Source organism: Oryzifoliimicrobium ureilyticum (genome assembly GCF_037199735.1).
Classification (GTDB): Bacteria; Pseudomonadota; Alphaproteobacteria; order Rhizobiales; family Rhizobiaceae; genus Rhizobium; species Rhizobium ureilyticus.
In genome coordinates this window covers 1-23892 of sequence record NZ_JBBBVQ010000035.1, presented here as the reverse complement: position 1 = coordinate 23892, position 23892 = coordinate 1, and the positions used below count along the sequence as shown (strand labels likewise).

The window sequence follows — 23892 nt, the reverse complement described above, 5'->3', positions numbered from 1 at the left end:
CATTGATCGAGAAGCGACGGATATCGAGTGGGTCTAAATTCCTGATGCCCGTATTGCATACCATGAGAAGCCTAAGTCTTGCAGGCGATAGGAGGTGCCTGGGCTCTGGACGGCATAGCGATATCGGGTATTCACTAGCTTTTATGGTGGGTCGATCTTTCAACGAGACGCGTAATCCTGACTCCGAGTTCGCAAAGAGAAAATGGCTTGACGAGATAGTCGTCCGCGCCGGCGGAGATGCCCTCCAACCGATAGCGGACGTGATCGAAAGCAGACGTGATCAAGATTGGGACATGGAGATCCTTCTTCCGGATCTGCCGGAGTACGGTCATTCCACTCTCATCAGACAACCGCAAATCCAAGATAATGCAATCGTAGTCAGTCATTGTGGCGGCATCAATCCCGTCTACCGCGCTATTACACCAGTGAATGCAATCGCCACGAGCTGCTCGATGATCGCAGATTGCCTGACCGATAAGCACATTGTCTTCTATAAGAAGGATGTCCATCTGCGCCTCGATTATGATAATTTCCAATTCAAAGGCTAAAAGGCTGACAGAGACCTGAACTTCTCGGTATCGACGAGGTCCGTTGATGACGGACGTCGCAGTGGAGTTTGCATCAAAGCAGCATCCGAAGTTCTTGGACAATCACTCCTGCCCTGCGCGGTGAATATGGTACCCGCGGAATGCAAGAAAGCTATAGGGTGAGACTCCTTAAGCACTGCTAGGCAACGACAGCCTATAGGCAAGAAAAGAACGACGTCTCGAACTATGATCGAACCTCTCTTACCTCGATGATCGTACTGAAACACGCCACAACGGCGTTTTCGATATGACGTCCACGGGCACTAAACGCGGACTCTCGCGATTCCTATGATCGTAATATCCGCTTTAGCATTGCGCCTACCTAGTACCCATCCTTTCGCCAAATCGGATGGAGAGCAGCTGAGCGATCTCGGTGAAGTGACACTGGCGGTTCATCACTCTGTCATGCTGTGGCCATAGCGTTCCTCGGGGGTGTTTTTCTAGGAGGCATAGATGTATAAATTTACCGCGCGATTTGTGATTGCCACGTCGCTCACCTGTCTGGCAGCTGCGACTTCGGCGAATGCAAAACCCTACGAACACGTGTTACTGATTTCGGTCGATGGTTTGCACGCAGTAGATTTGGCAAATTACGTTTCGGCGCATCCGCAAAGCGAGATGGCGGCTCTTCAAAAATCGGGCTTGTTCTATCCGAACGCTGTGACCACCAATCCGTCGGACTCATTTCCCGGTCTTGTCGCTCAAGTCACAGGAGGCACTCCTGCTGTAACCGGCGTATACTACGACGATTCCTTCGATCGCAGCTATTTCTCCGCAGGTTCGAAATGCCAGGGCAAGCCCGGAATCGAGGTCAGCTTTGCCGAGAGCATTGACATCGACGATACGCGCCTCGATGCAGGTGGCACCCCCGGCAAACCAATGACGCAAATCGATCCAGCCAAGCTGCCGCGCATGTTGGTGAGTGGCGAGTGCAAGCCGGTATTCCCGCATGATTTCGTTCGTGTGAACAATATCTTCGAGATCGTGCATCAACATGGTGGGCGTACCGCTTGGAGCGACAAGCATCCGGCCTATGAGTGGCTCAACGGCCCGTCAGGCGCTGGTGTCGATGATTTATATGCGCTTGAACAGGATTCACTCATTCCCGGTAGCAAAATCAAAACGACCGGCAGCTTTAAGGCGGAGCGAGATTTCGATGAAGCGCGCGTAAAAGCAGTGATCAATGAAATTAAAGGGCTCGACAGCACCGGTGCGAACAAGCAGCCAGTTCCAGCGCTGTTCGGTTTGAATCTGCAGGCCGTAAGCGTTGGCCAGAAGTTGCCGAAAGCTGGGCCTGGCGATGAAGCCGGTCTGATCGGTGGTTATGCGGATGCAAACGGCACACCGAAAAATGGACTGGGCGTGCAACTCGACTATGTCGATCATGCCTTGGGCGAATTGGTCGGTGCCTTGCGCGACAATAAGCTTGAGGAAACGACGCTGGTTGTTATCGCATCAAAACACGGTCAGTCGCCGATCGATCCTTCGACGTTTCAACCCACCGATGAAGACCCTTATACCAAAATCCCGGGTTACGCGTTCCACATCGCTGACGATGCATCGTTGATCTGGCTCAAGCCGGAAGAGCGGGCTAAATCGCTCGCTGCCGCAACAGAGTATTTAAGGGATCAACGCAAGGCGCTGGGCATAGGCCAGTTGATGACCAGCAACCAGGTCGCGTTGGCATACCAAAACCCGGCCACTGATGCGCGTGCACCCGATTTTATCGTCACCGTCAACCCTGGCGTAGTGTACACAGGTGGCAAGAAAATCGCTGAGCACGGTGGCAGCAATGCCAATGACCGCAACGTCGCGCTGCTATTAAGCAATCCGTCGATCTCGGCGCGCACGGTTACGGCGCTTGTACAGACAACGCAGGTGGCGCCGACAATTCTGCAAGCACTCGGCTACGATCCGAAGGAATTGCAGTCGGTGGAGAAGGAAGCAACGCAGGCATTACCTGGGATATCGTTCTGATACGTTACGGTGGCACTTCCTCTCTTAATATTTGGGGGGAAAGACAGCTCTGGGTACAGCGGCTCAAGCCATGGCGCTGGCGCAAATTCTCGCGTCGGCGCTATGTAATACGAACGTCACGACATAGATAGTTACGTTAGCGAAACCGGGCGGAACCCTGCGAACAAGCTTCAGCCAAAGATATTGACCGGTTCGATTGATTTGCTCCCGTCCGAGCGGGAAGAGATAGGCCAGAAGGTGGAGCGATTGTGGCTCTTCATCGCGCTAGCGGTCAGCGAAGGCTCGAACGAAAATGACCTAAAACTCCTGTCTTTTGCTTACCTGCCCTCAAACCGGTGCTCTTTAACATATTCCACAACGGTGAGAGTGCTAGTTGATTTTCGTGATCGGGCGCAGGTTTCTTCTGATGCCACTCGCTCTGACGCCCTATAAACCAACGGCCACCATACGGGTGTCTCGTCTCAGATGTTTAATCTTCTGGATCCCTTAACTCCCCGAGCTCAGGCTGCACTCAAACCAGTGCTGCCCGAAGCTACTTATTATTTGTTTACAACTAACTTAATGTGCTTCTCGATCCCGCAAAAGCGCCTCTTTCGGAGCGGAAACATCTATGCCAGATTGAGTAGAGAAATGGCACAACGTGTCGTTTTTGTACAATCTTTGGCTGTAGCATATATCGCTTTTGACATGCACCTAGCCAATGTAGCTGTTATTAACTTCTCGCTGGTATTTGCCGGGGAGGTAGCGAACTGCGAACGGGAGGGCATATGCAGGTTTTTCGTCGCGGTCGTTACATCATGCTCGTCGCAGTTCTTATGCTCGGATTCTGCAGTGCGTCTGCCTTTATGCTCGTTCAGTTGCGAGCCGATAGCTGGAAGATTGCAAACACCAGCGCTCAAAACCTGCTGACCCTCCTCTCGCAAGATATCGACAGTCGGATGGAGGCTTACGATGCGGTTCTTGAAGGTATTGTCAGGAAAGTACAGCAGCCCGAATTCGCATCGCTCACTCCGGATTTACAGCAGATCCTTCTCTTCGATCAGGTTCTGAAGGAGCCATATTTTACCAGCGTGCTCGTGTTGGATGCTCAAGGCAATGTCGTTAGGGACGCGGGCGCGATGCCGCCGAGGCAGGACAATTTTTCTGATCGATCCTATTTCCAGGCACATCTAAAGGGTGAAGCCTCAGGGCTGTACATTAGTACACCCTTTCAGCGACGTCTGACGGGTGACGACGACGTCGTCGGCTTGAGCAGACGCATCGACGGACCAGACGGACATTTTGCCGGCGTGGTCGTCGCAACATTGAAGCTCAGCTATTTTCAGGATCTTTTCAAGCGCATGAACCTGAAGGATGGGGATGCGATCAATCTCTTTTCCCAAAGCGGCGTGCTCGTTATGCGCAGTCCCTATATTGCTAATCAGATTGGTCGGGATTTCTCCGCGTCCGAAAACATAAAGCGCTTTCAGAGTGCCAGGTTCGGATCTTTCTCCGGCGTTGCCGCGATCGATGGGGTCATGCGGCTCTACAATTTCATGCATGTCGGATCCCGTCCTTTGATCCTCAATGTCGCTCTATCACACGATCAGATTCTCTCGACCTGGAGAAAGCAGGCAATCTCCATCGGGGTGGCACTTGCCCTCCTTTGCGGACTAACCATTGCGCTTACAGCCGCCGTTCGGCGTGCGTACAATGACCGCGTTCTCGCAGAGGAAACCACGCGCAAAAGCGAGGCGCGATATCGACTGCTCGCTGACAACGCGACCGACGTCATCGTGAGCCTGGACCGTGATCTGATACGCCGTTATGTGTCTCCAGCCTCGCACGAGATGTTCGGTATGGATCCAGGAGAGTTGGTGGGCAAAACTGCTCGCAGCATTATCCATTGCGAGGATTGGCCACTTGTTCAAAAGATTGCGCAGGAAGCACGGATGTCGTCATCACCCGTCGAAGCAATCTATCGGCTGAAGCATCGAGATGGGCATTATGTTTGGGTGGAGGGACGCTATCGTTATGTCGCCGAAAACGATAGCCTCATTCTGGTTTTGCGTGATATTTCAGCCCGCAAGGTTGCCGAAGCGAAACTTGAGAAAGCCAATGCTGAGCTAGCCCGACGAGCAAACACGGATGGCCTAACAGGATTGGTGAACCGTCGGCAATTCGACGAGTTGCTGGCCGCCGAATATGAAAGGGCCAATACTGCCGGTACGAGCCTCGCATTGCTGCTCATCGACGTCGACCGCTTCAAGCTGTTCAACGATACATATGGCCATCAGGAGGGAGACGACTGCCTTCGCTTGGTGGCGCAAACCGTGCAAAGCAAAGCTCGAAGCGGCGACATCTGCGCTCGTTATGGCGGAGAGGAGCTTGCCGTCATCATGCGCGGCGCGGGTGAAGAGGAAGCACTCGGTGTAGGAGAGCGGATCCGCGCGGCAGTAGAGAATTTACAAATATCGCATTCCGCCAGCAATTATGGGCATGTGACAATCAGCGCAGGCTGTAGTTCTGCAGGAGCTGAGGGTGTTCACGATGTAAAGACACTCATCGCGGAAGCCGACCGCCTTCTCTATGAAGCCAAGCGAACCGGTCGGAATAAGGTCATTGCTGCCAGAGCTCCAGAGTTTACAGGCGGCTTGCCCGCCGTTTCAGATGAAAAGCGCAGGCTCGAAACAGTGGAAACCTACCAGCAAAGGTTTGCGGAAAAACCGAATGAAAATTTAAACGTCATAGCACGTGGCGCTGCTGAACTACTTGGCACCCCGATAGGCTTTGTGACACTGGCCGGCGATAAAGAGCTCTCGCTGATTGGACGTCACGGCATCGAAGCAGAAACCGTCGCACGCGACATAGCATTCTGCGGATACACAATTGCCGGAACCGATCCATTGTTTGTGACCGATACACAAGCCGATCTCCGTTTTCGTTCGAATCCGCTTGTTCAGGGGCTGGAGGCACTTCGCTTTTACGCCGGCGCCCCCCTCGTCGATCCGCAAACCGGGTTTGTCGTCGGAACGGTTTGCGTGGCCGATTTTAAACCTCACGAACAACCCACAGATGGGCAAAGAAAACTACTCTCTGACCTATCGACGCTGGTAATCAAGGAACTTAATTGATGGTCTCTCTAGGCAGGATTGGCCGCGTCCTCATGCCAGCGTCGGAGGTGGCAAGGCCCACCTACCAGTTCGCTGATCAGTGTTGAGCCGGTTGTTGATCCAGGCCGGAGGCTCGGTATCTGCCTCCTCAGTTACGCTCGCGTTGCTTCGAGGGGATCGAACCGAAGACCAATGCCCCAAGATTTCTAACTTCTTAGCTCCAATAAAATGGATCGCCCGCGAGACACAATCGCGGGCGCCATATCATTATATCCGACTGCCGATAAATCAAACGCGGACAGTCAGCGGCTCTACCGCGCTGGCGCTTTCGAACTAAGAAATGAGAGCTGGTAAGGCCCGGTTTGATCAGAGAGTTACCCATCAAGTCATAGGCGCCTTCTCTACCGATCTATCTCCCGCCAAGGTGTTCGTTGATGGTACACTTTTAAAAATTGCCGTGACCTATATTCTCGGGTACAGAGCAGATGAATAGGTCGGTGGGTAAGCTAGTGACTGTTTTCCAAGGTATTAGAAAATCTCCCACCGGAATTGTGGGTTTCGATGAATTGACAATAGGCGGAGTGCCGACGGGTCGGCCCACTCTCGTTTGCGGTACCGCGGGTTGCGGTAAGACGCTTTTTGCATCGACATTCTTGTTCAACGGTGCTCGTGACATGGATGAGCCCGGTGTCTTTGTAACATTCGAAGAACGCCCATCGGATATAACAAGCAATGTCAGGTCACTGGGCTTCGATGTTGAGCAGTTGGTCAATCAGGGAAAGATTTACGTCGAACATATTTCGATTGATCCGGCTGAACTTGAAGAGATTGGTGAGTATGATCTGGAAGGTCTATTTCTTCGGCTTGAGCTTGCAATTGATCAAATCGGAGCGAAAAGGATTGTTCTCGATACGATAGAGACTCTCTTTTCGGCCTTTACCAATCCCGCCATCTTACGCGCTGAAATTCGCAGGCTGTTTGATTGGCTCAAGGATAAGGGCTTAACGACGATTATCACGGGCGAGCGCGGCGATGGCTCGCTCACGCGTCAGGGTTTGGAAGAGTACGTGTCGGATTGCGTAATTCTTCTTGACCATCGAGTTCAAAATCAGATTTCAACGCGCCGTCTTCGTATAGTGAAGTATCGCGGCACAGCCCATGGCACCAATGAGGTGCCTTTTTTGATAGACCAAGACGGTTTCAGTAAATATTCGTCTTCAGCAGCTGCTCCCAGCGCTCAGTGGGAAAATCCTCGAGTGGTGAGCGGAACTGCATGCCGGCATTGTTGATCAGGATGTCGATCGGGCCGAGATCGCGCTCGATCGCCTCCACGCCGGCCTTGACCGCCTCACCGTCCGTCACGTCGAAATTGCTGACCGCGACCGCGTGCCCAGCCTGTCGCAACTCTTCTGCGGCAGCCTCAAGCTTCGCGGCGTCACGGCCGTTGAGAACAACAGATGCGCCATGTTCGGCGAGACCTTTTGCCAGCGCAAAGCCGATGCCCTGCGAGGAACCGGTCACAAGGGCACGTTGCCCGGAAAGATCGAAAAGGGGGAAGGTCATTCAAACCTCTACGATATGAAAAATGCCATGGGGTCGACTGGTGTGGCCGCCGATCAGATATCGACGACCAGGCCCTTTGCCTTCAGCACGGCTTCCAGGTTGGAGACTTCCACCACAGACTTTCCGGCCTTGTAGGCAGCGATATAGCCTGCTTCGGCATCCTCGCGGGCCTGCGAAAGCTTCGCCACTTCCGCCACTTCGTTGCGGCGAACCACGACCAGACCATCTGCATCGCCAACGATGACATCGCCCGGATGGATGATCTCGCCGCCGACGATAATGGAATCGTTGGTCGTGCCGAGGGTCTCCTTGACGGTGCCCTTGATGCAGGTACTGAGCGAGAACACTGGCAAGCCCAGTTCGCGAAGCTGCAGCGTATCGCGCACGCCGGTATCGGTGACGAGACCACCAATACCCTTGGCAAGGCAGGCATTGGCCAGCACGTCCCCGAAAGACCCCGCCTCTTCATACTCTCCGGCCGAAACCACGATGATATCGCCCGGCTTGGCATAGTTGATGGCAAGCTGCAGCATAATGTTGTCGCGCGGAGAGGATTTCACTGTGAAAGCCGGACCGCAAAGCTTCATGCGATAATCCACCGGCTTCAATCGCGACGACAATGCGCCGCGGCGGCCCTGGGCTTCATGGATCGTTGCCGGAGAGAACTTTGCAAGCGCCTCGATATCGGCCTTGGACGGGCGTTCTGCGATGTCTTTGATGTGGATCACTTGGATTTCCTCGCACAGGTACCCGTGGCGGCAGAACCATCTCCACCGCCATGAGCACTGACATTTTTTTGGTTGAGTTGGGTCCCGGCCGTTCGGCTTATGGGATCGGATCGAATTTCAGTTCGGCAAGCGGCACGACCTTGTCGGTGCGTGTCATCTTGTAATCGGTGTTCAGGCCAAGCCACTTGTCCCAGATCTGGTTCAGTTCACCAGATGTATCGAGCTTGCGCAGGACTTCGTTGACCTTGGCGGTGAGCGCCGGATTGTCCTTGGCCATGCCGATGCCGATCGGCTGGTAGAGCATCGGCTCCGGAATCATCCGCATTTCCTTGCCCTTGGTCTTCGATTCCAAGACCAGCTTGGTCGTCGTCATCGTGTTGGCGACCATGCCCCGCGCCTTGCCCTGTTGGGCCGCGAGGTACGCAGACGCCGTATCCTGGAAGGTCAAGGGATCTGACTTGTTGAGCTTGATCGACATTTCCGACGTTGAGCCCTTGGTTGACGCCAGGCGCTGGCCCTCGAAATCAGTCTTCTTCTGGCCGGGATCGTCAACCGGAACAATCAACATTTCCTTGGCGAGATAATAGGGGTCGCTGAATTGGATCTGTTCGGCGCGGCTCAGTGTATAGGCAAGGTTGGCCACCGTGATATCAACACGACCGAGCTTGACCTCGGGCACGCGGGCCTCGACGGACACAGGCTTGATTTCCACCTTTACGCCGAGTGCCTTGCCGATGGCGTTGCACAGATCGACGTCGAAGCCGACCATTTCACGGGTCTTCGGATCTGGCGAGGAGAAAGGGGGCACGTCAGCAAACGTTGCGCAACGCAGCGTCTTCGACGACATGATCGTGTCGAGTTGATCCGCCTTGGCCGGCGAGATGGCTGCAGTACCGGCAAGTGCCGCCGCCAGAGTGATGCATTTCCAGTTCATTGCTGCTCTCCTTTGTTTTTTGGTTTTGGATATCAGTGGCGCAGATCGGCGAGGAACCGCTGCGCACGGGGATGGCGGGGTGTCTTGAAGAACTCTTCCGGCGGAGCCGTCTCGAGGATTTCGCCCGCATCGATGAACCAGATGCGGTCGGCAACGTCGCGGGCAAACCCCATTTCATGCGTGACGCACAACATGGTCATGCCTTCGGCCGCGAGGCTTTTCATCACCGAGAGGACTTCCCCGACCATTTCGGGATCCAGCGCGCTGGTCGGCTCATCGAACAGCATGACCGGCGGCTCCATGGCGAGCGCGCGGGCGATGGCCACACGCTGCTGCTGTCCGCCGGAGAGCTGTCCGGGATAGGCGTTTGCCTTTTCCGCAAGACCCACGCGATCAAGCAGCTTCAGCGCCTTGTCATAGGCCACATCCGGTGCAACGCCCTTCACGCGCACCGGCGACATCGAGACGTTCTCGACCACCGACAGATGCGGGAAAAGGTTGAAATTCTGGAATACGAAGCCGATGCTGCTGCGCAGAAGATTGAGCTTCTTCGCCGGCATGCTGGCATGAATATCCTGGCCGTCGAAGATGATCGAACCACTGTTGATCTCTTCCAGACGGTTGATGGTGCGGATCAGCGTGGACTTGCCCGAACCGGACGGGCCGCAGATCACCACCACCTCGCCGCGCGCAACAGAGGCATCGATGTTTTTCAAAACAGGATGATCGCCATAGCTCTTGTAAACGTTGGACAGGCGGATCGCCGGGGCCTGCTGCGAAGTGGGTGCGGACATGGTCATGGCTGCTCCGATTGGATTTTGGACGGCGCCAGAGTTGCAACTGCCGNTGTTTTTCAAAACAGGATGATCGCCATAGCTCTTGTAAACGTTGGACAGGCGGATCGCCGGGGCCTGCTGCGAAGTGGGTGCGGACATGGTCATGGCTGCTCCGATTGGATTTTGGACGGCGCCAGAGTTGCAACTGCCGCGCGGGATGGTCCGGCGCGCCGGCGGGTAATCCGTCGCTCGATGATGTTGGCGACCTGAGTCAGGCTCCAGCAGATGGCGTAATAGACGATCGCCAGGATAAGAAAGACCTGGAAGGGCTGTGTCAGAAGCTGGTTGTTGACCTGGCTTGCCGCGAAGGTGAGATCCGGCACGTTGATGACATAGCCGATCGTCGTATCCTTGATCGTGGACACGAAGGTCGAGATGATGCTCGGGATCATATTGTAAAGCGCCTGCGGCAGGATGATGAACCGCATCGCGCCCAGATAGCTGTGTCCCAGCGCCTTGGCTGCTTCCATCTGCCCATGACCGAGCGCGACGATGCCGCCGCGAACGACCTCGCTGAGAAATGCTCCCTGGTAGATGACCAGCGTCGTCAGCATGGTGACAAAGCTTGGAACATCCGCCCCGGTCAACAACGGTACCAGGAAATAGCTCCACAGAACCAGCATCAGCAGCGGCACGCCGCGCGTGATGTAGACGAGTGCCGTGACGGGCCACCGCAATGCCCGCCATTTCGACAGGCGCGCCAGGGCAAACAGGATGCTGATCGGAAAGGCAAGCGCGATACTGAGCGCCGACAGGATCAGCGTATTGACCAGACCGCCCAGCGGGCCGTTCGGAAACTGACCGATCAACAGCAGAAGCCAGTAGTCCTTGATGATGGTGATGATGTCCGTGATCATGCGCGCGCCCTCCGAACCGGGTCTGCACGCAGCGACAGATAGGCACCGGCACCCATGATCAGCAGAGAAAAGAACAGATAGAGCACCGTGCCGATCAGGTAGATCTCGAAGGTCCGGAAGCTCAGGTTTTCAATTTCCTTGACCGCATGGGTCAGTTCCGGTGCACCGATGATGATGGCCAGGCTGCTGTTCTTGAAGAGCGATACACTGTGATTGATGAGCGGCGGCAGCGCATTGCGAACACCCTGAGGCAAGATCACGAAGCGCATCGCCGACAGATAACCGTGACCGAGCGCTTTGGCCGCTTCCATCTGCCCGGGACTAACGGAGCGCAGCCCGGAGCGCAGATCTTCGCTGAAATAGGCGGCCTGGCAAAGCCCGAGACCGATGATGGCGAAGATCGTTTCGGCATTGTGGGCGGAAAGCCAGGAGGTCAATCCGTTCGGCATCAAAGTGAAAATGCCGAAATACCACAGCATCAGCTGAACCAGCGTCGGCACGTTGCGATGATAGGAAACGTAGGCTGCAACGACGTATTCGCCGAAGCGAAACGGAGAAAAGCGGATGGACAGAAGCGTGAGCGCGAGGACCATCGCCAAAAGCCACGACCCGGCAAAGATGACGAAGGTCATCTCGACGCCATGCAGCAGCATGGCGACAGAGGCCGGATCCTTGAGAATGGCCGAAAGGTCGAATCCACTCACCGCTTCGGCTCCCCGGGTTCGTCGGCCTGAAGCGGCTGGGGCCGTGCCGTCTGAAGCCCACCCATCACCTGGAGTGTCGGCGTAATCTCCATGTGACCGATATTGACGGCCACCGGCGCCGCAATTGCAAAGGCGATCGCGTCCGCAATGTCGGCGGCCTGAGGGAGCTCGAAGCCGTCGATGAAGCGTTCGCGAATGCTCGGATCATTACCATGCACGTGGTTGAAGATATCCGTCGCCACGCGACCCGGGCAGACTTCCGTGACGCGGACACGCTTGCCGAAGGCATCCAGCCGTAGCTGGTTAGACAGCATGGCCACACCGGCCTTGACGGCATGATAGGTGGAGTTGCCACCGAAATTGTAGTTGCCGGCAATCGAAGAGATGTTGATGACGTGACCGCAGTCGCGGGCAACCATTCCCGGAACGATCAGCCGGCAGATGTGCAGAACTGCGCGCAGATTGACGTCGACAAGCAGATCGATGTCACCTTCATCGGCGTCCAGGAACTTTTTGGGTCGGTCGACACCGGCATTGTTCACGAGGATGTCGAAAGGAACCCGGGATGCGAGGTCGGCGATCGCGGCGCGATCCGTCACATCGATGACATGCGCGATGCACCCGGTCCGTTCGGCAAGAGCCTTGAGCGCATCGCCGCTACGGGCAATGGCGTGCACTTCGATATTCTCGCGACGAAAGCGCTCGACGATGGCAGCGCCGATGCCGGAGGATGCTCCCGTCACCAAGGCTGTCTTGTAATCGGAGAATGGCATTGAAGTCCCCTTTTTTTTGTTGCCGCAGACATTAGCGACGCTTCAATTGCTTGCCTAAGACCGATTATCTCTGGAGCAATAAGCAAGTTGTATGGAGCCCCGCTTCTGCGCCAGTAAACGGAAGCCCGGCGTTTGCAAACGGAGCTCGCCTCTGTAAACATGCGCCGAGAGAGAACAAAAGCATCCCGATCAAATGGACATCAGGCGCCTCAAATCCTTCATCGTGATTGTCGACAGCGGGAGCATCACGCGTGCAGCCGATCTTCTGCATATCGCGCAGCCGGCGCTTAGCCAGCAGCTGGCCGCGCTGGAAGAACATTTTGGCCAGAAGCTTTTGATACGCAGTCAGCAAGGTGTCAGCATGACGGATGCGGGCCATGCGGTTTATCGCCACGCCCAGATCATCCTGCGGCAAATGGAACAGGCGCAGGCCGATGCATCGGCAGCCGGCAATTCGCTGGCCGGACGCGTTTCCGTTGGTCTGGTGCCTTTCAGCAGCGCGGCCACCCTGTCGGTTGATCTTCTGGCGGAGACCCGCCGGCGTCATCCCGGCATCCTGCTGCACCTGACCGAGAGTGTCGGCCAGACCTATAGCCAGATGATCATGAACGGCCGGTTGGAAATGGCATTGATCCACGGAACGGGGCCGATCAAGGGCGTGCGGTTCGATCCCATCCTCAGAGAGGACTTCTATCTGGTCGCGCATCGTAACTTTGCGATCGAAGATGATGGCAAGCCGGTGCCTTTGGCGGCGCTGGACGGCATGCCTCTGCTGCTGCCGCCCGCCTACAACTTCGTCCGCCGTGCGGTGGACACCGCCTTTACCCGCACCCGCAACAGCATGAAAGTGGTGGCGGAAGTCGAGATCGTGCGCACCTTGGCGCGCGCGGTGGCCGCAGGTCTTGGCGCGACGATCATGCCAAAAGCCATTGCCGACCGTATCATGACGGAAACCAGCGAGCCGCTGATCTGCCGGATCATCTCCCCGCGGATCGAGGAGACGCTTTCTTTGTGTGTTTCCGATCAAAATCCACTGTCGGAGCCGGCGCTTGCGGTCAGGGACATTCTGGTCGAACTGACCGAAGGGCTCAAGATTTAACGCATATCCCTGCAGAACTGGGCGATGCGAGCGCAACCTTCTTCCAGCATCTCCATGCTGGTTGCATAGGAAATGCGGAAAAACGGGCTCATGCCGTAGGCGGCACCCTGAACGGTGGCGACGTGGTGTTCATCGACCAGCGCCATGACGAAATCCACATCGCTATCGATCTTGCGACCGCCCTTGCTGGTCTTTCCGATCAGACCCGACATGTTGGGATAGACGTAAAAGGCACCTTCGGGCTTGTGGCAGCGAAGTCCTTCCACCTCCGACAGCCTGTCGATGACGAAATCTCGGCGCGCTTTGTAGATCGCCGCACGTTCCTTCAGCAGGTCCTGGGGACCATCGAGTGCGGCAATCGCAGCCGCTTGGGTCAGGGTCGAGATGCCACCGCTGTTCTGGCCATTGACATTGCTGATCGCGGCCATCAGTTCCTTCGAACCGCTCGCACAGAAGCCCAGCCGCCAGCCGGTCATCGCATAGGCCTTCGAGACACCATTCATCGTCAGTACGCGATCATAGAGACGGGGTTCGACCTCGGCGATCGTGCAGAATTCGAAATCGTCATAGACCAGATGCTCGTAGATATCATCGGTCAGGATCAACACGTCAGGATGGCGCAGCATCACTTCAGCGATCGCCGCCATTTCCGCCCGCGAGCAGGCGGCGCCGGTTGGGTTGTTCGGGAAGTTCAGAAACAGCCACTTGGTCCGCGGCGTGATGGCGGCTTCCAGGTCTTCCGCGCGCAGCTTGAAGCCAACCTGCTCGAAGCAGGGGACTGCGACAGGAACACCACCGGCGAACTTGACGATATCGGCATAGCTGACCCAGGAGGGTGTGGGGATCACGACTTCATCGCCGGGATTGCAGGTTGCCAGCATCGCATTGAAGATGACCTGCTTGCCACCGGCCGAGACGATAATCTGGCTAGCATCGTAATCCAGATTGTTATCGCGCTTGAACTTCCTGGAAATGGCGGCCTTGAGCGCTGCCGTGCCGTCCATGGGGGGATATTTGGTGTCACCGTTCAGGGCGGCAGAATAGGCGGCCTCGATTGCGTGGGCTGGCGTCGGAAAATCTGGCTCGCCGGAGGAGAGGCTGACGACCTTGATACCCTTGGCTGCCAGCTCTCGGGCGCGCTGGGTCATGGCTGCGGAGGCGGAGATGGAGACATTCTTGAGGCGGTCGGCTGTGACGGACATCAGCATGGTCTTTCGATGGTGGATTGAAATTGGAGGAACGCCGGATGGGCGATCAGGCATGTCAGCTGGCGAGCTCCGCCGCTGGTACGAGCGTGGCGCCGGCCGCCTCGATTTCGCTGCGCACGATGCGGGCAAGCTTCAGTGAACCGGGCGTGTCGCTATGGACGAGAATGGAACGCGCTTGCATTGGAATGACCGTTCCATCGATTGCCTCGACGGTTCTATCAACGAGGAAGCGACGCACGCGGGCGCGTACCGATGCCTCGTCCTTGACAAGCGCGCCGGGCAGACCACGCACAACAAGTTTGCCACGCGCATCATAGGCGCGGTCAGCGAGGAACAATGCCAGCGTCTTCAAGCCAGCCCGCTTTGCAGCCTTTTCAATTTCACTGCCTGCGGTCACGAAAATAGCCAGACCTGGGTCCACCGCGACAATCGCCTGCATCATCAGGTCTGCAACGGCCGGATCACGCTCGACCATGGTTCCCATGGCCGCGTGGAAGCTGAAATGGCCAACCTTCATACCCTCGGCTCTGGCGATCGCGATCAGGGCACCGAGCTGGTAAAGCATCTGCTGGCGCAGTTCATCCGGCTGATACGGCATTTCGCGACGCCCGAAACCGAGCCGGTCCGGCAGACCCGGATGCGCACCGATACCGACGCCGTTGGCCTTCGCCAGCCGCACCATCCGCGCCATCGTGTCGGGGTCGCCGCCATGAAAACCGCAGGCGATGTTGGCGGAGGAAACGATTTGCATCATCGCCTCATCGTCGCACAACCGGTACGGACCAAATCCTTCGCCCATGTCGGAATTCAGATCGATCTTCATCCTAAGTTCCTCTCATCGCCGACAGAGCGTTTCCGCGCTTCACGGAAACACTCTAACTATTTGATTTTAGGCATTTCCGAACGGAAAACCGGTATCCACTTTTCGTGGAAATGCTCTAGCCCGCATGCTCAAGCCATTGCCTTCAGAGCGCGTTTGACCATCGGTATGGTGTGCCTCAAGTCTGCGATGTAGCGTTCGACGGCTTTTTCCACTGCCCGCGCCTCCGCATGGCTCGAACGGACGAACTGCACGCGGCTGCCGATACGGGCCTGACCGAGACGCCACAGATCGCATTCGATCACACCGGCAATCTTGGGATAGCCGCCGGCGGTATTCGCATCGCTCATCTGCACGATGGGTTCGCCACCGGGCGGAACCTGGATCACGCCCGGCACCACGCCATGCGATCGCATCTCGACGGTTTCCGTCGGTACGATGGCGTCGCCGGACAGGCGGTAGCCCGTGCGGTCGCTGCGCGACGAGATGCGCCAGGTCTGATCCCAGAACGCCTTGCCATCATCCGCAAAGAGGCCATGCTCGCCGGCCGGCAGGGCACGGATCAGCAAAGTTCCATCAGCGGACGAAGGGAAAACATCCTGCAGGGCTATCCACGGCTCCACCACCGCCAGACCCGAGGCGGGCAGCGGAATGTTGGTGGAGGCAGCCCCCGCGATTATCTGGTCGCCCTTCTCCAGAGGCCGGCCCGCATATCCGCCAAAGCCGCCACGCAAGGATGTGCTACGCGACCCCATGACCGAGGGCACGTCCATGCCACCGGCAACACAGAGATAGGCGCGGGCGAGTTTCGGCGGCTGCCTCAGCTCAAGAATCTGGCCCGCCTCGGCAGTGAAGGCGCACCATGCAGGCAGTTCGATAACGTCCAAGACCGGATTGCCATCCGTGCCGGTAACGGCAAACACGGTCCGGTCGGTGAATTGCAGGCGGAGCGGAAATGTCTGGATCTCCAGCGCGGCCGCGCCCTCATCATTGCCGACAAGACTGTTACCGATCCTGACGGCAAGTGGGTCCATGGCGCCGCTGGCCGAAACACCGATATCTCGATAACCCGGACGTCCGAGGTCCTGCACGGTGTTGAAGGGGCCGGTTTCAAGGATCTCAATCATAGCTCGATCCTCGCGGGCACGAACCGGACAATATCGCCCGGCGCCATCATGGCCGGCGTCGAAGATTGCGGGTCGAACATCTGCAGATCGGCAAAGCCTATGGAATTCCAGCCATTGGGTCCGGTGAGCATGGCAACGCCGGTCTGCATCCCGCCGATCGTCACGCAGCCCTTCTCCATCTTCAGCGACGGCACGGTCTTGCGGGGCATGTAGATGCGGGGATCGAGACCGTGGAGATAACCAAAGCCCGGCGCGCTGCCGAGCGCGAACACCCGGTAGGTCGCCTCGTGATGGATGCGGACCACTTCGCGATCGGCAAGCCCCGACAGGTCACACAATGCCGGCAGATCGGTCGCGTATTCTCCGCCGTAGTGGACGGGAATCTCGATGGTTTTCCCGGCAAGATCGATGCTGCGAGCCGCGTCCCAGGCCTTAGACAGCCGATCGATGACCTTAGCCGGATCCTCGGGCGTCTGCTTGAAAATGGCGAGAAGGTTGGTCATACCGGGAATGATTTCCGCCAGATCGGTCCAGCCCTTCAGCGTCTGGGACAGGGCCCAGATGCGACGCTGGGCAGGCAGGTCGAACTCACCGGGCGCCTCCAGCAGAAAGGATCGGCTGCCGATCGCGGAGATGCGAGCATGGTCCTTGACGACGGGAATGATGGTCAATGGCTGCATGTGTGTGTGCACTGTCGCTATCATGACTGGGCCTCGATCTCGAACAGGGCATCACCGAACCCGACCAGCGTGCCAGGTTCTATCAGCCGCCTGCTCAAGACACCGGAATGTCCCGCTTTCAGGGGAACCAGAACATGGCCGACCCGCAAAAAGGCCAGAACATCGGCGGCAGCGACGGAATGTGGAAGGTCTGCTGAAGCGGAATCCCGGAGCTGAAAAATCCCCGCCATCGGTGCCTTGATCACAGCGGGTTTGGATGAAGCTCTGGCCGCTTGCGAAACGTGGTTTTCACCACCGGAGACGACAATGCGCAATTTCCCGGAGGCGCTTGAGATTTCCAATCCGTCCACACCGGCGGCTGTCAGCGCTTCGGTCAGAAAGGCAATTGTTTTCGGATCGCTGAAGTCGATCGCGCTCATGGCGTGGCCCTCTGTTTCAGCCATTGCTCCAGATAGTGGATGTCCGTCTCGCCTTTCGCAAAAGCCGCATCCTCGAACAGTGCGCGCAGGAAGGAAATGTTGGTGGAGATGCCATCTACGCGCGTGTCGGCAAGCGCCTGGCGCATCCTGGCCAATGCTTCGGCACGCGTCGGCGCATGGACGATCACTTTGGCAATCAGCGAGTCGTAATACGGAGAGACCTTGTAGCCGGCATGGATGTGGGTATCGACGCGGATGCCCTCTCCTTCAGGCAGCTCAAGCCCGGTGATCACGCCTGCAGACGACATGAATGTTTCGGGGTCCTCGGCATTGATGCGGCACTCGAAGGAATGGCCTTCGCACGTCACCTGCTGTTGGGTCAGTTCCAACGGAATGCCCTGCGCCGCCTTGATCTGCTGCTGGACGATGTCGAGGCCTGCCGTCAGCTCGGTGACCGGATGCTCGACCTGCAGCCGCGTGTTCATCTCGATGAAGTAGAACGCTCCGTTCTCGTAAAGAAACTCGAAGGTTCCGACCCCGCGATATCCGATCTGCCGACAGGCCTCGACACAGGCTTCACCGACCGGCCCGATGATCTCGTGAGCAATCCCGGGGGCCGGGGCTTCCTCGACAACCTTCTGGTGACGGCGCTGCATGGAGCAATCGCGATGCCCAAGCCACACGGCGTTGCCATGGGCGTCGCAAAGGACCTGGATTTCGATATGACGCGGATGCTGGAGAAACTTCTCCATGTAGAGCGCCGGCGAACCAAAGGCCTGGCGCGCTTCTTCCCGCGTCAGTGCAAGCGCATCCTGCAACCGGGCCGGTTCCGTCACCACCCGCATGCCGCGACCACCGCCGCCACCGGTCGCCTTGATGATCACAGGGTAACCGATGTCGAGCGCGATCTGTTCGACGAGGCTCTGGTCGTCCGGCAACGCCGTGTCCGGACCGGGAACACAGGGCACGCCAGCCGCGATCATTGCGCGCTTCGCCGCGATCTTGTCCCCCATCGTGGCAATCGAGGCGGCATTGGGCCCGATGAAAACCAGTCCCGCAGTCTCGATAGCCTCGGCAAAGGCTGCATTTTCCGAAAGAAAGCCGTAGCCCGGATGAATGGCCCCTGCCCCGGTCAAACGGGCTGCGAGAAGAATGGCGTCCTTGTTCAGATAGCTTTTGGACGCGCTGGACGGGCCGATGCAGAGAAACACGTCCGCAGATTTGCCGTAGGACGCGTCGCGATCCGCCTCGGAACAGACTGCCACGGTTTTAAGCCCGAGATCGCGGCAGGCGCGCTGAATGCGCGTTGCGATCTCGCCGCGGTTTGCGATGAGGACTGTGTCAAACAGCGGCTTCTTGTCGGGAAGTGACGACATCAAGCGATCTCCGCCAGCAGGTTGCCCGTCTCCACTTCACCGCCATCAATGTCTGTGAGGTGGACAATGCGCCCCGAGCGCGGGGCTGAAATCGTGTTGAAGACCTTCATCGCCTCGATGACGAAGAGCGTCTGCCCCGCCTCGACTACATCGCCGAGCTTCACGAAGGGTGGCTCGCCCGGGGCCGGCGCTCGATGCAGTACGCCAAAGACAGGCGCCTTGACGGGCACGGCAACAGCCGGGGTTTCGGCGACGGCACTCTCAGATGTGGTGGCAACTGCCGCAGCGTTCGTTGGGGCAGAGGAAGCGTGACCGGGCGGATGGTTGCGAAAAATGCGGACCGTCACGTCCTTTTCGGTGACCGCCAGTTCGGACACATTCGATTGGCCGACAAAATCGATGAGTGCTTTGATTTTCGACAGATCCATGACGCGCCTGGTATTTTGCAATGAACACAGCCCCTCTAGCGATCGCAGTGGGGCTAATTCAGTTCATTCCGTACCATGAGCCATTCGACGATGGGGTCAGACGAAGTTTGTATGGACGAGTGTCGCCATGACTTCACCCCCGCTCGCGACAAAATCAGAGGGCGGATGGCGAGACTGCTCACGTAAAGAGATATCTGAACGTATCAGCGAATAATCGGAGATTTGAATGTCTTTCAAGCTCTTGACGGTATTCGAACCAGCAAACCGATTGGTATTGGTGGGCCACGAAACGGCTAACGCGTTAAGCAAAAACACCAATTGCTAATCAGCGCACGTGCCGAGGATCGGCGACATCAGCTTGATGTGGGCATCAACCCGTTCCAACACTCTATCTGGTAGAACAGCTCGTTCAGGCAGAGACCACCAAGACTGGTTGACGCGCTCGACCGCCTCCGTCACAGCCTTCAGCACAGCAGCTTCAGGCAGTCGCGCACGATGAGCGAAGACCTTCCATCGCTGGGCGTTCATTGCCTTGAACGGTCTTTCACCAGCCAGCGACAATGCCATGGCGTCCGACGGAATGTAAGGGACAGTCGAGAGGACATCATAGACTGGGGCGAGTGCCGGCTTGTGGCCCTTCCCATGATAAATCAGCGACCAATTCTTGAGGTGCATGTCGCCATTGCCTGTCAGCACAGCCAAAGCCAGTCGTCGGACGAACTCGAGGGCTGCCGCTGAAGAAACGGCGACCCCAAGAGCCACAGCGATATCATGATAGGCGGCCCCCTCATATTTTCGAGACGGATAGACGCCGAATACCTGAGCAAAATCTTCGATATGGACGCGCTCACCACCGGCAACGCGATCGAAACGTTTGACGAGGAGGACTTTGCCGTCGGACAATGTCTCAAACTCCTCCGGGATACCCTCGAACTGCGATTTTTCCACGAGCTCGCGTTCCGGCACCTCCATACCAATCGCTTCGGCCAATGCGAGATTTGCAAATTCGTTTTCCGAGACACCGGGAAATGATGTCGATGGAAACTTGGCGATATATGAACCCTGCTCGTCGCCCAAGGGGATCGTCAGACCGCCGCCCTTGCCGGTATTTTTGATGACGGAGAGCTTCATCTGCACACCGGCGAGCGAAAACCGGGCCTTTGGTCTGGGGGGTGTCAAACCCTCATTGCGAACAACGCTACCCTCGCTCGGCACAATTCGGACAGCCCCCGGCAGATCCGATCCAAGAGCTGCAAGCAGGTCGAAATCATTCCCTGCACGCACGCCATCTGAATGGTGCTTCTCCATCGCCTCGCGCAGTTTATCCTCTGGAAGAAGGTTCGCAAAGAACGGTGGCAAAGCCCTTGCGACAGGCTTCGGGTCCTTCCGCAGACCACCATGTGCCGCGCGAAATGACAAACTAAGCACTGGGAAACCACCCGTCTGTCGATAGCTCTCCTCAAAGCTGAACGCGTTGAAGTCTCCCGGCGTCCTCACGATCATGCCGACCTTCAGGTCATTCAGCAACACGTCCAGTGAGGTTACAGATCTTGGATCAAGAGGCGTATCAGACATTGCCATCACCATCTGGGCTGGCGACGAAAGCAGGAAGGTCATCTTCGGCGCCACCTGGCTGCAGCAAAGCTTCAACCGCCGGGACCATAGCCTGCGGGATGAGCATCAGTTCCAGACCAAGCGCACGACCAATGTTGATCAGAGTGGTTGTACGGGCAGCGCTGGCGCCAGCCTCAATCTCGCGGTACCGCGGACGCGACAGACCCGCCATATCCGCAACCTGCTCCTGGGTGAGGCCCAGAGTCTTGCGCGACGTCTTGAGCACCCCTCCTATGTCCTGAAGAGCCTGCGAATCCGACTTCATACGATACCTTAACGCTTCATCTTTCCCATTGTGATATGTTTACGTATCTCATCGTATCTACCCATGTCAAACTAAATGCCGCCAATAGGGATCATAGGAGACAAAAAGATCTTCTTACAGATCAATTTTGTCTCCTCTACCGATAGGATGTTAGGCAATCTGGGCACTGAAACTGGAAGCACACCCGCAATACACGCTTCTTTAAATGTCCGCTCCTACCCGCCCGCGCTCGGCACTGGTGCCGAGAGAACGGAATAAGAGCATGACAAAACACGATCTTTCAACTCATCACTTTCAACGAAAAATCTCGGATTTCTTCGAGGTGCGGATCGCGCCAATCGCCTCACAGCGAGTTCTGGAAAGCATCCGGCCCTATCTCATAGGTCTTGTCATCCACCGCCGGCCACCACCGATCGTTAGTGGCCGTATGGACTGGACAGCCATTGGCGAGGCATGCGGGATCGAAAACCAATTGACAGCCGAATTGAAGAAGGCGCTCCGTCCGGGACTGGACGCGATTATCCGCTGGCTCGGCGAACCACCTGCCGCTGACGACATACAGTCGACGAAAACACGGACGAAATCGCGCAATTCCGTACGGCGCAAGTCGGAAACTGTCACGCGTTCTAGAGCGCGACAGATCCTCTCCGACAAGACCCCGGCTACCTCGTCATCAGAGCCGAGGGGACCACAACCGAAACCAATCAGTCCATTTCCCGAGCCATTGTTCGAAGCAACCGATGATCCGGCCAGCTTCCACGATGCGCTCGTTTATCAGATGCGCCGGTTCGGTGAGAGCTACTGGCAACTCTACCGTTCAGTCATTCGCCTGGGCGAGACGTTCGATGACAAGACCTTGCTATCATGGGTTCAGGGCGAGCGCGTGCCGCGATCTCTGACGAGCTTCGAGATCCTGTCCCGCATCGAGCGGCGCTACCGTCTGGGAGAGGGCTATTTCAAAGCAAAGCTGCCGCACCAATCCCGCTCTCTATACGGCCATGATATGGGCGACATCAGCGCTGCGGAGCGGCGACGACTTGCATGGCATCTTCCTGATAATTTCAGCAGCTTGCCATTCTCCAAGCGGGAGGAAATCATAGAATGGGTGCGCCGGGTCATCATCTCGGGCTCAACCGACTATCGTCGCTACCAGGCGGCGGCAACCAAACAGCGTTATGCAATACGATTTCCAGGGATCACCTATGGCGGAGGCACCCTGTCTCCACGACCACAAATGAACCCGGACAGCACGAGCCACAATCCCGAGGCCTTTGAAGATCCTGATCTCCTGTCCGGCGTCGTCGATGCGCCGCCGCGGTTGGCTATGGAGATGGCCGATCTGATCCACTTCAAGACATCGACGCTAACCGCAGTCGGCTTCCAACGAAATGGAGTTTGGGGTGAGGAAACCGCATCCCAGAAGGTTGAGCATCTCGGCCTCATGTTCGGTGCACTCACTGCCTCACCCGCCAGCGTCGTCAAGGGGCGCGGTGTGCCGCTCAGCCAACTGACCTTTGGTCTGTTGATCTTCCCGGGCGTCTGGGCCTGGTACCTCCAATGGCGGGAGCAGCGCCGCGGCTTCTACACCAAATGGGAAGAAGACATGCTGATGGTGGCGCAAGCTCTCACGCGGGCGGAGGTGGGCTGGATCCGCCAACATCCGGAGCTCCTGAAGAAGGTTCAGCCAATCGAAGGGCTGATCGCGTCGGAGGAGATAGAGTTCGCAACGCGCGACTGGCACGGCGCCTGCGACGCATTCCACCGGCATGCTGCCAATCGCTCGAAGGAAATCCAGCGTGTCATGCGCGTGCACCGCGATCCGTTCGAGCCGATCATGGTGGTCCTTGAAGCAGACAGCCCACTGTTGGAATATCGCAAGATCACAGATGAGATCCTGAAGCGTATGCCGGATGAAAACCGCTATCCTCGGGCAGCAGCCGAAGCGGTCCGCTCTTTCCTTTTACTGCGCCTCGGCCTGCATCTGGGACTTCGGCAAAAGAACCTTCGCCAGCTTCGCTTGTGCCCACGCGGGCATTTCCCGACTTCGGAGCGACGACTGGAAGACATGAAATGCGGTGAATTGCGCTGGAGCGATCGGGAAAACGGATGGGAGGTCCTCATCCCATCAATCGCCTTCAAGAACTCAGGCTCATCATTTTTCGGACAAAAGCCGTTTCGCCTGATCCTGCCGGATTTGCTCGACCTCTACAAATACCTCGAGGCCTATATCGATCGCCACCGAGGTGTGCTGCTTGGTCCGGCAAAGGATCCCGGCACCCTGTTCGTCAAGACGGTGAAGACAACCAGCCTGGACGCGGCATACGATTCCACCAAATTCTATGAAGCCTGGCGCACCGTGATCCAACGCTATGGCATCTACAACCCCTATACCGGCCGCGGCGCTATCAAGGGATTGCTGCCGCACGGACCGCATAATCTTCGGGATATTCTGGCAACGCATATCCTCAAGCAGACCGGATCGTATGAGCAGGCGAGTTATGCCATCCAAGACACACCGGATGTCGTTCAGAAGCATTACGGTCGCTTCCTGCCGCAGGACAAAGCTGCACTTGCGGCGAAAATCCTTAATCAGGTTTGGGAGGCTGCATAGCCACTCGGATCAATAGCTGATCCACAACGACCATGCAGATGCACATCACCCCCCCCGCATCTGCATGGCAATGCTGTGCGACCTGAGAGATAGGTGACAAATCGTACCGGAGACATGGGTTACACTTTCCGACTTTATCGGGAGGTGTAGATGCCGTGGAGAGAGACTTCGGTCATGGATGAGCGTCTTCGATT

20 protein-coding genes and 2 pseudogenes are annotated in these 23892 nt (G+C 57.1%); 5 read left to right on the top strand and 17 right to left on the bottom strand.

Annotation, left to right across the window (positions count from 1 at the left end; genetic code table 11):
* Window positions 1-134 precede the first annotated feature (134 nt).
* The gene (locus tag VQ830_RS28895; RefSeq protein WP_438618818.1) at window positions 135-509 is read right to left on the bottom strand and encodes a response regulator; all 375 of its coding nucleotides are present in this window, start codon (window positions 507-509) and stop codon (window positions 135-137) included.
* 531 nt (window positions 510-1040) lie between these two features.
* On the opposite strand from VQ830_RS28895, the gene VQ830_RS27190 reads away from it, so the two are divergent.
* The 3 genes and pseudogenes from VQ830_RS27190 to VQ830_RS27180 form a co-directional block, all read left to right on the top strand.
* A complete protein-coding gene (locus VQ830_RS27190; protein ID WP_337271283.1) occupies window positions 1041-2564 on the top strand; it encodes an alkaline phosphatase family protein in 1524 nt (507 codons plus the stop codon).
* A 767-nt stretch (window positions 2565-3331) separates the two neighbouring features.
* Window positions 3332-5677 (top strand): diguanylate cyclase, encoded by a 2346-nt coding sequence (locus tag VQ830_RS27185; protein WP_337271282.1) that lies wholly within the window; start codon window positions 3332-3334, stop codon window positions 5675-5677.
* Between the two features lie 464 nt (window positions 5678-6141).
* A pseudogene (locus VQ830_RS27180) lies at window positions 6142-6924 on the top strand (ATPase domain-containing protein); the annotation flags it as partial.
* Here VQ830_RS27180 and VQ830_RS27175 read toward each other — a convergent pair.
* The 7 genes and pseudogenes from VQ830_RS27175 to VQ830_RS27145 all read right to left on the bottom strand — a co-directional run.
* Window positions 6863-7219 (bottom strand): annotated as a pseudogene (locus VQ830_RS27175) (SDR family NAD(P)-dependent oxidoreductase); the annotation flags it as partial. The pseudogenes VQ830_RS27180 and VQ830_RS27175 overlap by 62 nt on opposite strands.
* 53 nt (window positions 7220-7272) lie before the next feature.
* Window positions 7273-7947 carry a 4-carboxy-4-hydroxy-2-oxoadipate aldolase/oxaloacetate decarboxylase gene (locus VQ830_RS27170; protein ID WP_337271281.1) on the bottom strand — a complete coding sequence of 225 codons (675 nt, stop codon included), beginning with the start codon at window positions 7945-7947 and terminating at the stop codon, window positions 7273-7275.
* Window positions 7948-8044: 97 nt separating this feature from the next.
* A complete protein-coding gene (locus VQ830_RS27165) occupies window positions 8045-8881 on the bottom strand; it encodes an ABC transporter substrate-binding protein (RefSeq protein WP_337271280.1) in 837 nt (278 codons plus the stop codon).
* 32 nt (window positions 8882-8913) lie between these two features.
* A complete protein-coding gene (locus tag VQ830_RS27160; protein ID WP_337271292.1) occupies window positions 8914-9681 on the bottom strand; it encodes an amino acid ABC transporter ATP-binding protein in 768 nt (255 codons plus the stop codon).
* A 137-nt stretch (window positions 9682-9818) separates the two neighbouring features.
* The gene (locus tag VQ830_RS27155; RefSeq protein WP_337271279.1) at window positions 9819-10574 is read right to left on the bottom strand and encodes an amino acid ABC transporter permease; all 756 of its coding nucleotides are present in this window, start codon (window positions 10572-10574) and stop codon (window positions 9819-9821) included.
* A complete protein-coding gene (locus VQ830_RS27150) occupies window positions 10571-11278 on the bottom strand; it encodes an amino acid ABC transporter permease (protein ID WP_215570280.1) in 708 nt (235 codons plus the stop codon). Before VQ830_RS27150 ends, VQ830_RS27155 begins: the two co-directional genes overlap by 4 nt.
* On the bottom strand, window positions 11275-12051 hold the full coding sequence (locus VQ830_RS27145) for an SDR family oxidoreductase (protein WP_337271278.1): 777 nt from the start codon (window positions 12049-12051) through the stop codon (window positions 11275-11277). The genes VQ830_RS27150 and VQ830_RS27145 overlap by 4 nt, the downstream gene beginning before the upstream one ends.
* Before the next feature lie 193 nt (window positions 12052-12244).
* Here VQ830_RS27145 and nac point away from each other — a divergent pair, with 193 nt between their 5' ends.
* Window positions 12245-13150 carry a nitrogen assimilation transcriptional regulator NAC gene (nac, locus tag VQ830_RS27140; protein ID WP_337271277.1) on the top strand — a complete coding sequence of 302 codons (906 nt, stop codon included), beginning with the start codon at window positions 12245-12247 and terminating at the stop codon, window positions 13148-13150.
* Here nac and VQ830_RS27135 read toward each other — a convergent pair.
* The 9 genes from VQ830_RS27135 to VQ830_RS27095 form a co-directional block, all read right to left on the bottom strand.
* Complete coding sequence (locus VQ830_RS27135) at window positions 13147-14352, bottom strand: pyridoxal phosphate-dependent aminotransferase (RefSeq protein ID WP_337271291.1); 1206 nt, start codon at window positions 14350-14352, stop codon at window positions 13147-13149. The genes nac and VQ830_RS27135 overlap by 4 nt on opposite strands.
* A 61-nt stretch (window positions 14353-14413) precedes the next feature.
* The gene (locus VQ830_RS27130) at window positions 14414-15181 is read right to left on the bottom strand and encodes a LamB/YcsF family protein (protein ID WP_337271276.1); all 768 of its coding nucleotides are present in this window, start codon (window positions 15179-15181) and stop codon (window positions 14414-14416) included.
* Between the two features lie 128 nt (window positions 15182-15309).
* Window positions 15310-16305: a 5-oxoprolinase subunit C family protein gene (locus tag VQ830_RS27125; protein WP_337271275.1), complete on the bottom strand. Its 996-nt coding sequence runs from the start codon at window positions 16303-16305 to the stop codon at window positions 15310-15312.
* Window positions 16302-17009 carry a 5-oxoprolinase subunit PxpB gene (gene pxpB / locus VQ830_RS27120; RefSeq protein ID WP_438618813.1) on the bottom strand — a complete coding sequence of 236 codons (708 nt, stop codon included), beginning with the start codon at window positions 17007-17009 and terminating at the stop codon, window positions 16302-16304. The genes VQ830_RS27125 and pxpB overlap by 4 nt, the downstream gene beginning before the upstream one ends.
* Complete coding sequence (locus tag VQ830_RS27115) at window positions 17006-17404, bottom strand: acetyl-CoA carboxylase biotin carboxyl carrier protein (protein ID WP_337271273.1); 399 nt, start codon at window positions 17402-17404, stop codon at window positions 17006-17008. The genes pxpB and VQ830_RS27115 overlap by 4 nt, the downstream gene beginning before the upstream one ends.
* A complete protein-coding gene (accC, locus tag VQ830_RS27110) occupies window positions 17401-18780 on the bottom strand; it encodes an acetyl-CoA carboxylase biotin carboxylase subunit (RefSeq protein WP_337271272.1) in 1380 nt (459 codons plus the stop codon). The genes VQ830_RS27115 and accC overlap by 4 nt, the downstream gene beginning before the upstream one ends.
* Complete coding sequence (locus VQ830_RS27105) at window positions 18780-19208, bottom strand: acetyl-CoA carboxylase biotin carboxyl carrier protein (protein WP_337271271.1); 429 nt, start codon at window positions 19206-19208, stop codon at window positions 18780-18782. The genes accC and VQ830_RS27105 overlap by 1 nt, the downstream gene beginning before the upstream one ends.
* 321 nt (window positions 19209-19529) lie before the next feature.
* On the bottom strand, window positions 19530-20783 hold the full coding sequence (locus VQ830_RS27100; RefSeq protein ID WP_337271270.1) for a type II toxin-antitoxin system HipA family toxin: 1254 nt from the start codon (window positions 20781-20783) through the stop codon (window positions 19530-19532).
* The gene (locus VQ830_RS27095; protein WP_337271269.1) at window positions 20776-21087 is read right to left on the bottom strand and encodes a helix-turn-helix domain-containing protein; all 312 of its coding nucleotides are present in this window, start codon (window positions 21085-21087) and stop codon (window positions 20776-20778) included. The genes VQ830_RS27100 and VQ830_RS27095 overlap by 8 nt, the downstream gene beginning before the upstream one ends.
* A gap of 262 nt (window positions 21088-21349) precedes the next feature.
* Between VQ830_RS27095 and VQ830_RS27090 the strand changes: the two genes are divergently transcribed.
* Window positions 21350-23698 carry a hypothetical protein gene (locus VQ830_RS27090; protein WP_337271268.1) on the top strand — a complete coding sequence of 783 codons (2349 nt, stop codon included), beginning with the start codon at window positions 21350-21352 and terminating at the stop codon, window positions 23696-23698.
* The last annotated feature ends 194 nt before the right edge of the window (window positions 23699-23892 follow it).

Excerpts from the sequence above, each read along its gene's own strand:
- VQ830_RS27155 (WP_337271279.1), bottom strand. The coding sequence starts at position 10,574 with ATGATCACGGACATCATCACCATCATCAAGGACTACTGGCTTCTGCTG.
- VQ830_RS28895 (WP_438618818.1), bottom strand. The coding sequence starts at position 509 with ATGGACATCCTTCTTATAGAAGACAATGTGCTTATCGGTCAGGCAATC.
- VQ830_RS27125 (WP_337271275.1), bottom strand. The coding sequence starts at position 16,305 with ATGATTGAGATCCTTGAAACCGGCCCCTTCAACACCGTGCAGGACCTC.
- VQ830_RS27190 (WP_337271283.1), top strand. The coding sequence starts at position 1,041 with ATGTATAAATTTACCGCGCGATTTGTGATTGCCACGTCGCTCACCTGT.
- pxpB (WP_438618813.1), bottom strand. The coding sequence starts at position 17,009 with ATGATAGCGACAGTGCACACACACATGCAGCCATTGACCATCATTCCC.
- VQ830_RS27165 (WP_337271280.1), bottom strand. The coding sequence starts at position 8,881 with ATGAACTGGAAATGCATCACTCTGGCGGCGGCACTTGCCGGTACTGCA.
- nac (WP_337271277.1), top strand. The coding sequence starts at position 12,245 with ATGGACATCAGGCGCCTCAAATCCTTCATCGTGATTGTCGACAGCGGG.
- VQ830_RS27145 (WP_337271278.1), bottom strand. The coding sequence starts at position 12,051 with ATGCCATTCTCCGATTACAAGACAGCCTTGGTGACGGGAGCATCCTCC.
- VQ830_RS27185 (WP_337271282.1), top strand. The coding sequence starts at position 3,332 with ATGCAGGTTTTTCGTCGCGGTCGTTACATCATGCTCGTCGCAGTTCTT.
- VQ830_RS27100 (WP_337271270.1), bottom strand. The coding sequence starts at position 20,783 with ATGTCTGATACGCCTCTTGATCCAAGATCTGTAACCTCACTGGACGTG.
- VQ830_RS27130 (WP_337271276.1), bottom strand. The coding sequence starts at position 15,181 with ATGAAGATCGATCTGAATTCCGACATGGGCGAAGGATTTGGTCCGTAC.
- accC (WP_337271272.1), bottom strand. The coding sequence starts at position 18,780 with ATGTCGTCACTTCCCGACAAGAAGCCGCTGTTTGACACAGTCCTCATC.
- VQ830_RS27095 (WP_337271269.1), bottom strand. The coding sequence starts at position 21,087 with ATGAAGTCGGATTCGCAGGCTCTTCAGGACATAGGAGGGGTGCTCAAG.
- VQ830_RS27105 (WP_337271271.1), bottom strand. The coding sequence starts at position 19,208 with ATGGATCTGTCGAAAATCAAAGCACTCATCGATTTTGTCGGCCAATCG.
- VQ830_RS27090 (WP_337271268.1), top strand. The coding sequence starts at position 21,350 with ATGACAAAACACGATCTTTCAACTCATCACTTTCAACGAAAAATCTCG.
- VQ830_RS27115 (WP_337271273.1), bottom strand. The coding sequence starts at position 17,404 with ATGAGCGCGATCGACTTCAGCGATCCGAAAACAATTGCCTTTCTGACC.
- VQ830_RS27160 (WP_337271292.1), bottom strand. The coding sequence starts at position 9,681 with ATGACCATGTCCGCACCCACTTCGCAGCAGGCCCCGGCGATCCGCCTG.
- VQ830_RS27135 (WP_337271291.1), bottom strand. The coding sequence starts at position 14,352 with ATGTCCGTCACAGCCGACCGCCTCAAGAATGTCTCCATCTCCGCCTCC.